Annotated in this window: 9 protein-coding genes and 1 pseudogene; all 10 read right to left on the bottom strand. The window is 69.4% G+C overall.

Translation table 11 applies throughout. The annotated features are described in order from the left end of the window. A partial coding sequence (locus NY1_RS41595) for a hypothetical protein (protein ID WP_157762851.1) occupies positions 1-1,279 on the bottom strand: 1,279 nt, incomplete at its 3' end. Continuing rightward, on the bottom strand, positions 1,273-2,112 hold the full coding sequence (locus NY1_RS41590) for a DUF8175 domain-containg protein (RefSeq protein ID WP_067723589.1): 840 nt from the start codon (positions 2,110-2,112) through the stop codon (positions 1,273-1,275). The genes NY1_RS41595 and NY1_RS41590, both read right to left, overlap by 7 nt. Further along, the gene (locus NY1_RS41585; RefSeq protein WP_084536335.1) at positions 2,109-2,741 is read right to left on the bottom strand and encodes a DUF8175 domain-containg protein; all 633 of its coding nucleotides are present in this window, start codon (positions 2,739-2,741) and stop codon (positions 2,109-2,111) included. The genes NY1_RS41590 and NY1_RS41585 overlap by 4 nt, the downstream gene beginning before the upstream one ends. A 39-nt stretch (positions 2,742-2,780) precedes the next feature. Further along, the gene (locus tag NY1_RS41580; protein ID WP_067723587.1) at positions 2,781-3,044 is read right to left on the bottom strand and encodes a hypothetical protein; all 264 of its coding nucleotides are present in this window, start codon (positions 3,042-3,044) and stop codon (positions 2,781-2,783) included. A 16-nt stretch (positions 3,045-3,060) separates the two neighbouring features. Then, on the bottom strand, positions 3,061-3,330 hold the full coding sequence (locus NY1_RS41575; protein ID WP_067723580.1) for a hypothetical protein: 270 nt from the start codon (positions 3,328-3,330) through the stop codon (positions 3,061-3,063). Then, positions 3,324-4,040, bottom strand: a complete 717-nt coding sequence (locus NY1_RS41570; protein WP_233434717.1) for a hypothetical protein — start codon at positions 4,038-4,040, stop codon at positions 3,324-3,326. The genes NY1_RS41575 and NY1_RS41570 overlap by 7 nt, the downstream gene beginning before the upstream one ends. A 43-nt stretch (positions 4,041-4,083) precedes the next feature. Then, on the bottom strand, positions 4,084-5,652 hold the full coding sequence (locus tag NY1_RS41565; protein WP_067723578.1) for a cutinase family protein: 1,569 nt from the start codon (positions 5,650-5,652) through the stop codon (positions 4,084-4,086). Then, positions 5,649-6,512, bottom strand: coding sequence for a hypothetical protein (locus NY1_RS41560; protein WP_067723576.1), 864 nt, complete (start codon positions 6,510-6,512; stop codon positions 5,649-5,651). Before NY1_RS41560 ends, NY1_RS41565 begins: the two co-directional genes overlap by 4 nt. Further along, a complete protein-coding gene (locus NY1_RS41555; RefSeq protein ID WP_067723574.1) occupies positions 6,509-7,201 on the bottom strand; it encodes a DUF8176 domain-containing protein in 693 nt (230 codons plus the stop codon). The genes NY1_RS41560 and NY1_RS41555 overlap by 4 nt, the downstream gene beginning before the upstream one ends. Before the next feature lie 24 nt (positions 7,202-7,225). Continuing rightward, positions 7,226-7,613 (bottom strand): annotated as a pseudogene (locus NY1_RS43990) (hypothetical protein); the annotation flags it as partial.

Genomic DNA, 7,613 nt, shown 5'->3' with positions numbered 1-7,613 from the left:
GGACGGGACGTGCGCCCGAACCGCTACCGCCGCCGGTGTTCCCGCCCCGCGGGCCCGGGCCGCCACCGGGACGTCCACCGCCGGCCCCGGCAGTTGCCTTGGCGCCGGTGCCGCGCATGCTCGACAGCGAGGCGGCCGTGCCGATCAGTCCGGCGGCCGCGACCGCCCCCGACATGCCGCCGCCGATCGAGGACAGCGGAGTGACCAGGCGCATCAGCGCGGGCAGGACCAGGGCGGCGCTGCACAGCAGAACGACGCCGACCAGGACCTGTTGTGCCTGTTCGGCACTCGGGGTTTGCCCGGCCTGGATCGTGTCGTTCGCCGAGCTGCCCGCTTTGCCGCAGGTGGTGAACGCGATCATGTACACCAGGGCCGCGACCGGCTTGTACAGCACGAACGCGACCGACCACGCCAACAACCGGTCATGGAACCCGCGCCCGATATTGGTGCCCGAGCCCGCGGCCGCCAGCGGCAGAATGCCGACGACCACCACCAGCAGGGCTTCGCGGACCACCGCGAACACCGCCTGCATGATCGCCCCGAGCATGCCGATCGTGGCGATGATGAACACCAAACCCGGGGAAAGCGCGGTGAGGGTGGAGGTTTGCAGCATCGCCTCCGCCACGCCCTTGGCGTTGTGGTCGGTGGATTCGTCGATCACCCACTCGGCGAACCGATCCCCGGCCTGCGTACCCAGGGTCAGCATCGTGGAGAACATCGCCGACGCGAACACCGCCCGCCCCAGCACCCGCGCGGTCTCGGTGCCCTGCTCGGCCGCACCGGAACGATGCGCGATACCCAACCGGATGGCGCACGCGATCAGCGAGGCGGCCAGCAGCAGGATCTGGGCTTGGAAAGTGTAGGAACGGATCTCGGCGAACAACGACGGGGAGTTGATCGTGTTGGTGGTCGGGATTCTCGTCCACCAGGTCAACGACATCGTGATCGCGTCACCCAGACCGGTCAGCAGAGCATCGACGGCTTTGCCGAAGGTGCTGTCCCAGGCTTTGTCTTTGATCGCTTCGACCGCTTGGCCCGGGTGGGTCGCGACGTTGCCGGCCTTGCAGGCGGTGCCGCCGAGATCTCCGAGGGTAGGTAGGCCGGGAATCTGGATTCCGATGCCGTCGAGCCCTTCAGCGATTTGTTCGCAGGCGTCGTTGAATCCGTATCCGCCGCTGGAGTCAGGATCGGCCAGTGCGGGCCCTGCGGAGGTGAATACGGCCGCCAGGGCGACGGCCACGATCAGCAGGGCGCGGCGTAGCGGGCCGGTGCTCACCATGTCGTCCACCCGCTTAAGGAGTTGATGAACGTCTTCGGCAGCTGGTGGTCATCGGCGAGCCGCATCCGCCATTGCCCGTCCCACACCATGACGACCTGCGACGAGGCCCATTGGGGTGCGCCGTTCTTCGGTTCGGCTTTGGTCGCCAGACGCAGTACGCACAGATCGCCGTTCTGCGACCAGGTTTCGACCTTGAACGCATCCGGAGCGACCAGCCACTTCGTCGCCGCGTCCGACGGGTGCTCAGGGACCTTCCCCGCCGCGACGAGCTGATCGAAGGTCGTTTTGTCCTCGGCCGTCATCACCTGCATGTGTTCGCGCAACGCCCAATTGCGTGGCTGCGCATACGATTCCCAGGTCACATAGACCGCAGCGAGCGCCGCGCCTTGCGGGGTGTGGGAGTAACCGGTCGGAACGCCATCCACCATTGCGGTCGGACCGTCGGAGATCGAGAACGGGACACTGACGTTGTAGACCCGCTGCCATCCACCTTGCTCGGGCAGCAACGGCGCGGCGGTCAACCAGCGCGGATCCCCGGCGGTCAATGGACCCCGCACCTGAGTGAGTGGTTGCCCCGCAGGATTGTTCGGAATGTCCACCCGACGCCCGAAGGCATCCACGTCCGGTGCAGCGAATCCTTGGGCGCTGCTGGAGCCCCCGGCCGTGGAGGATGTGCCGGGTGCGGAGGTTGGCGGGGTGCTGGTGTCGTGCTGGTCGGAGCGGGTCCACCAGACGATCGCGGCGACAACCACGATGAGGACCAGGGTGACGACGGCGGCGATCAGGGTCGCGCTCGCACGCCGGGAAGTCTCGGGGGGCTTAGTGTCGGTCATTTCTTGATCTCCAATCGGACGATGTCGGCCGGGGTGGCCGAGATGGCATCGACTGGAGTCGTATTCGGATCCACGGCCGGATCAGGCAGGTTCAGCCGCCAGTCCCGGTAGATCCACGAGACTTTCTCGTGGTGGGCGGCCAGCGATCCGTCGGGGTATCGGGTATAGACGGTGACCTCGGCCTGTTCGGGGGTGTAGGAGTCGATCCGGTAGCCCAGGAAGGTCGGTACCAGGGCCGGGTCGGCGGGGCCGGTGATCGAGATCCGGGCGCGGGCCAGGACGTAGGCGTCCTTACCGGGGCCGGTGACCAGCGATTTCGCGGCAATGGTGGGCCACATGCCATCCGGTGCCAGCGCGACCCGGGTCGCGTGGTGCAACGCGGCCAAGCCCGCGCCCTGCGGGGTGCGGGAGAACCCGCCCGCGGCCCCGCTGGTCAACTCGGGTCCGTCGGCGTTGGAGATGGGCATGGACACGCCTTGCCAGTCCTCCCACCACAGCCCGGCCGGTGGGCGCGCGGGGTCAGGGGTGAAGGTCGCGGTCGGGGTGTCAGCGGAATCGGAATCGCGGCCGCACGCGGCGACCAGCAGTGTCGCGGTGAGCGAGAGGGCGATCAGCAGGGTGCGGACCATGAGCTCGAGTCCTTTCCGGATCGGCGAAGGGCCGGGGGGCTATTGAAGGGCGAGCACGCCGTTGGCGATGCCGAGCGACACCGTGGCCAGCACAGCCGCGACCAGAGTCCGCAATAACCCGTTGTGGGCTTCGGCGTAGGTTTCGACCGTGGAATGCCGCAGCGCCATGTAGCGGCCGGCGGCCACGAGAAGCCATGCCAGACAGACGAGTTGGGCGAACCAGAGCCCGTAGCCGAGCAGGGTCATCAGCGGCCCGGTGACATCGGCGGGCAGTTGCCGGTAGTCCTCAGCGAATGCGCTCATGGCGTGACCTCGCTGCTCAGACGGCGGAGATGACGGTGTTGAGCAGGGTGGTGGAGACGGCGATGACGATGCCGCCGACGATGGAACCGGCCACGATCTTCGGCGACTCGCACGCCCCGCCGTTCCATTTCTCGACCGCGAACCGGCCGCCGCCGTAGATGATTCCGGCGACCGCGACCAGGTAGGCGAGGTATTTGCCGTACTGGACCAGCTGGATCAGCCCTTTGCTTCCAGGTGGCGCGACGGGGTTGATTTCCTCCACGGCTAGGACGATGTGGGTCAACATGACTGTGCTCCTTCGGTTTTCGGGCCGGGTCCGCCGACGAGGGCGGTGATGGTGGCGAACAGGTGCTCGCCGAGCTCGCGCACGGGCGCGAGCCGATCGCGTCCCTTCGCCGGGGCCAGGTCCCCGGGAGTCCAGATCGGCAGCTCCCCCAACGGGGAGAGCACCGCATCGCGCGACCACTCGACCCGCCACAACCCGTCCTCGGGCACCAGGTCGGCGATCACACGCCGGTGCCGGCGCACCGGGGCAGGCATGCTGCCGGGTTGCGCGGCCACGGTGATCAGACCGAGCAGGATGACCCGGCCGGGTCCGGCTTGGCCGCAGTGGTATTGGCGCAGCAGATCGTGCGCGCGTTCCAGCCCGGGGATGGTTTCGCGGGCGACCAGCACCACGAACGGGCTCTCGTCGCCCAGGACGGCGGGCCATTCGCGCTGGCAGTCCCCGGCGGGAGCGAGCTGGTGGGCCAGGGTGGAGACTCCGGCGCCACCGTGTGCCCCGAGCAGCCACCACATCGGACCCCGCGCACCGTCGTGGGAGACCGGTTTCGCCCACACCCCGGCGCGCTTACCGGGTTCCGGGGGCAGGGTCGCGAAGGCGAGGGACTTCTCCCGGGCCTTGGACAACCGGACCGACTCGGTGTTCGCCGATCCGGATCCCGCTGGTGCGGGCAACGCGGCGGTGTCGGGTTCGAGGATGTTGTTGGCCACCATCGGGTTTCACCTCCCCTTGGACAGGGGTCCTTCCTTGTCGGGGTTAGTGGGACTGGGTGCCTGCGGCCGCGCCGAAGTCGGGCAGCACCACCGACGGGCTCGCCGCCGTGGTCGGCTCACTCTGCGTGCCTTCGGGTTTCGCCTCGCCCGGCGTGGCCGGGGCGGTCGGGATGTCGGTGGTGAAGCTGGTCGGCGAGGGAGCCGCGACGGCGGCGACGCCGCCGATGTCGGCGGCCGCGGCCGCGAACCAGTCCGCCACCCACCGCACGGCGCTTTTGCCGGAGCCGCTGATCGGGTCGTGCTGGTAAGAACCGTGACGCATCAACACGTCGCTGTATTTGGTCCAGGTGGAGGCGTTGAGGAGGTCTTGGTTGTCGCTGATGTTGTTGACGACCTCGGTGAACGCGGACTGGATCAACTTCGACGCGGTAGCCGGCGGGATGAGATCGGGGATCGCGGCCACGAGTTTCGTGCCGAACACCGCGAGCCCTGCGATCGGGTTCGCGAGCCCGGCGGTGGCGATCTCACTGATATTGGCCGGGGTCAGAAGGGATTTCGCCAGCGTGGAGACCGCGTTGATCGCGATCGTGCCGACCTTCAGCAGCGCTTTCAGGGCGTCGTCGATATCGAGGGAGGTGTTCGGGTCCGAGGCTTCGGCCAACGTGGCGGAAATGCTCTTCTTCGAGTTCAGCGACAGACTCGCCAGCGAGGTGCCTTGGATGTTGTCGTTGACGATCGAGGTCGCGGCCTTGATCCCGGTCAGCGCGAGGGCTTGGGTGACCGAGGCGATCGATTTGATCGGGTCGTTCCCGATCTCGACCTGACCAGCGACATTGGCGACCGTCCGCAACAGGGCGGCGTTGTCGGGGGCGTCGCAGGCCAGGTCCCCGCTGGAACAGAACGAGGCGACGCGGCCGGTGAGCGAGCCGTAGCTGGTCGAGCCGTCGGTCTTGGGCGCCAGCCCACTGCCCGGGGCGGTCGTCGCGGTGACCGCGTCCACCGCCGCCACCGCCGAACCGGACGTGCCCGGGACCGCATCCGGCGTCGCGTCCGAAGTGCCGGGGAACGTGGAAGCCGATTGGCCGCGGGCCGGATCGGCGAACAGGGCGACGGCCGCGACCCGATCGGCGGGGATGGAGGTGGACCCGGCGCCGACCTTCTGCGCGAACAGGGACGCCACGTGCGCGCCCTGGGAGTAACCGGCCACCGCCAGATACGTTTTCGCGCACCCGGAGATGATCTGCTCGGCCTTGGAAGTCAGCGCCGCCAAGCCTTCGGTGATCGACGTCTGATACGCGGTCGTGTCGCTCGAGGGCCCGAGCCCGCCGAAACTCGCGTTGTAGGGGATGTATTCGCGCGAGACCGGGACCTTTTCGGCTTGGGCGGAGGCTTCGAACGGGACGAAGACCTGCGAGAGCATGCCGGTGTCGGTGGTGGTCGCGGCGTCCGGGGAGGATTCGCCGGTGCCCTGCACACCGAGGGCGTAGACCGCCGGACACGAACCACCGCTGGTGTTCTCGTCGGCGGCCGCGCTGACGGCGGTGATGACCGAGACCGACAGCAGGCCGGCCGAGGCGAGGGCGGTCAGGGGGAGCGCGCGGCGCGTAGTCATTGGATTCCTCCGAGGACGGCCCGGAATGCCAGGCGAGTGGGTTCGGTGAGCTGCCCCCACGCGAGTGGGGCGCGAGTGGCCAGGTGGCGGTCGTACGGGATGTCCACGACCGCCCGGACCCACTTGGACAGGTGGGTGCGCACGTGTTCGACTGCGCCGGCACCGAATCCGCCCGGCAGCTGGTAGGTCACCGCGATCACGGCGTTGGAGATCAGGTACTCCCCGTACCGGTCGGTCAGCCACACGAGGGAGTCGTTGAGGGCGTTGAGGGAGTCGGCGCGGGCGGCCGCGACGATCACCAGCCCGATCCGGGGGTCGTCGATCAGTGAGGCGACGCCGCGGTTGGCGACCGAGCCGCCGCCATCGAACACTGGCAGTAGGCCGGCGGTTTCGAGGTTGCGGCGCACCGACAGCATCGAATGCCCGCGCGGGAGCGGATCCGGGGTGCGCGAGAGGATCCGGACGCCAGTGGAACTACGGCCGGTGCAGGCGATGATCGCCGAAATCCGTTCCGCGCCCGGCATGGTCAACCAGGTCTGGACGTTGGAGACGCTGACCTGGACGTCGGAGCCGCGTCGGCCGAGGTCTCCACCCCAGGCGGTGGCATCGACCGCGACCGCATCGGCTCCCCCGCCGGGCCGGGTCGCCGCGGCCGCTGCCAACCCGAGCGCCAGGGTGGTCACGCCCGCTCCGCCTCCCGCGCCCAGGACCAGGGTGGTCGGAAGAGCCGGGCGGCGAAGGGTTTTCACCGACTTGCCGATCGGGACGCTCGCGGCCGCCGCGGCCGGTGCCGGGGCGAGCAGGGTGCTCGCGGTGCGGTCGTCGGCAGGCAGTTCCGCGACGCTGACCCGGGGCTTCACTGCTCACCTCCGGCGGTGATCGCGGTGATGACCAGCTGCCCGGCCGGGGCCGCGGTGGAAACGCGTTGCTGCCAGTGCGCCTTCGAGCCGTCGGGATGTTTCTCCTCGATCTGCACGTCGTAGGCGCCCTTGGCCAAGGTGGTGATGGTGACGCAGTGCTTGGTGCCCTGCGGCACTGCCGCCACCGCCGCCCGCGCGGTCTCCGGATCGGCGGCTTGGGCATCCGGCGCGAGCACCGACCGGGCGGCGTCGGCGTTGCGGGCGACGTACCACTGCCATTGCTGGTACAGGATCAAGTCCGGGCCCGTAACCCCCGGTGTGCCGGGGGCTTTGCCCTTGCCGTCGCCGACGACCACGCTGTCCCCGCGCGAGCTCGCGCACCATGGCGGGGCAGCGCTGGCCGGTGCGGCTTTCGTCGGTGCAGGTGCCGCGGCTTGGGAATCGCCGCGCCCGGGGAGCATGAACGCCACCGTTCCGGCCACCGCGATCCCGACCACACCGGCGGCGATCACGCCCGCACGGACCAGCTTGCGGCGGGCGGCCGCCGCGTCGACGCGTTCGCGCATGTCGAGCTTGATCGCCGCGAGGGGGTCGTCGTCGACGAACTCCTCAGCCTCGAAATCCTCACCCGCGCGATCGATCTCGTCGGGGTGATCCGGTAGCCAGGTGCGCCAGGACTCGGTCATCATCGCCTGCTCCTCGACGGCGGGTGGTTAGTTGCCTGCTGCCGCGGTCTGCACCGTGGCCAGGGCGTCATTGATCGCCGGAGCCAACCCGGCCAGAGGGCCGAGCTGTTCGGGAGTCACCACAGGGACCGCTGCCAGCGCGCCAGCCAGGGAATCGACCGGGGCCGCGAGCTCCGGGGCAGCCACGGCCTGTTCGAAGGATTCGACGGCCTGCTCCACCACCTGCGCGATCGGGGCCTGCCACACCGGCTCCGGAGCCGGTGCTGGTGCGGGGGCGGCGGTTTCGACGACCGGGATCTCCTGCATCGGGGCCGGGGCCTCCACCAGGGCGGGTACTTCGGCGGGCAGGGTCACGTCGCGATCGGCGCTGCCGATGACCGCGCCGGTGCCCGCGCCGGCCAGGCCGCCTGCGACG

Origin of the sequence: Nocardia yamanashiensis NBRC 100130 (assembly GCF_001613325.1) — a bacterium.
Classification (GTDB): Bacteria; Actinomycetota; Actinomycetes; order Mycobacteriales; family Mycobacteriaceae; genus Nocardia; species Nocardia yamanashiensis.
This window is presented reverse-complemented; position numbering and strand designations above follow the sequence as displayed.

Excerpts from the sequence above, each read along its gene's own strand:
- NY1_RS41590 (WP_067723589.1), bottom strand. The coding sequence starts at position 2,112 with ATGACCGACACTAAGCCCCCCGAGACTTCCCGGCGTGCGAGCGCGACC.
- NY1_RS41585 (WP_084536335.1), bottom strand. The coding sequence starts at position 2,741 with ATGGTCCGCACCCTGCTGATCGCCCTCTCGCTCACCGCGACACTGCTG.
- NY1_RS41580 (WP_067723587.1), bottom strand. The coding sequence starts at position 3,044 with ATGAGCGCATTCGCTGAGGACTACCGGCAACTGCCCGCCGATGTCACC.
- NY1_RS41575 (WP_067723580.1), bottom strand. The coding sequence starts at position 3,330 with ATGTTGACCCACATCGTCCTAGCCGTGGAGGAAATCAACCCCGTCGCG.
- NY1_RS41570 (WP_233434717.1), bottom strand. The coding sequence starts at position 4,040 with ATGGTGGCCAACAACATCCTCGAACCCGACACCGCCGCGTTGCCCGCA.
- NY1_RS41565 (WP_067723578.1), bottom strand. The coding sequence starts at position 5,652 with ATGACTACGCGCCGCGCGCTCCCCCTGACCGCCCTCGCCTCGGCCGGC.
- NY1_RS41555 (WP_067723574.1), bottom strand. The coding sequence starts at position 7,201 with ATGATGACCGAGTCCTGGCGCACCTGGCTACCGGATCACCCCGACGAG.